Below are 405 nucleotides of genomic sequence, written 5' to 3' on the forward strand. Positions count from 1 at the left end.
GGCGTTGACCACGGCGCGCCGCACGTTGTCGACCTTCTCACCCTTGGCCGGGATCTCGTTCTTGATGCGCGTGAGGATCTGCGCGGTGAGGGCCTCGGCGTCGGCCGTCTGGCCCGCAGGGCGCAGCGCGTCGATGAGGTGGTTGTTCTCCTCGCCCCGCTCGTGGAGGCGCGACTGCCGCAGGAACCCGGGGAACACATCGTCGGCCGTGTCCCGCACCAGCTGCTTCTCCGGGCGGTCGTCGTCCGTGCGGCGCAGTGTCTCGTGCTGCTTGACGAGCCGCTCGACCGCGGAGCGTGCCAGGTGCTCGGAGGCGTAGTCGGCGAAGCGGTCGCGGCCGAGGCCGACCCGCGCGGAGCCGATCGCGGAGAACGGCGTCTCGGTGCCCTGCGAGTGCAGCGGCAG

Annotated in this window: 1 protein-coding gene; it reads right to left on the minus strand. The window is 71.9% G+C overall.

What is annotated here, in order from left to right:
- Window positions 1–405: hypothetical protein (locus G3I78_RS49835; RefSeq protein ID WP_164437296.1), on the minus strand; the 405-nt coding region annotated here is incomplete at both ends.

Source organism: Streptomyces sp. SID13726, assembly GCF_010548375.1.
Taxonomy (GTDB): domain Bacteria; phylum Actinomycetota; class Actinomycetes; order Streptomycetales; family Streptomycetaceae; genus Streptomyces.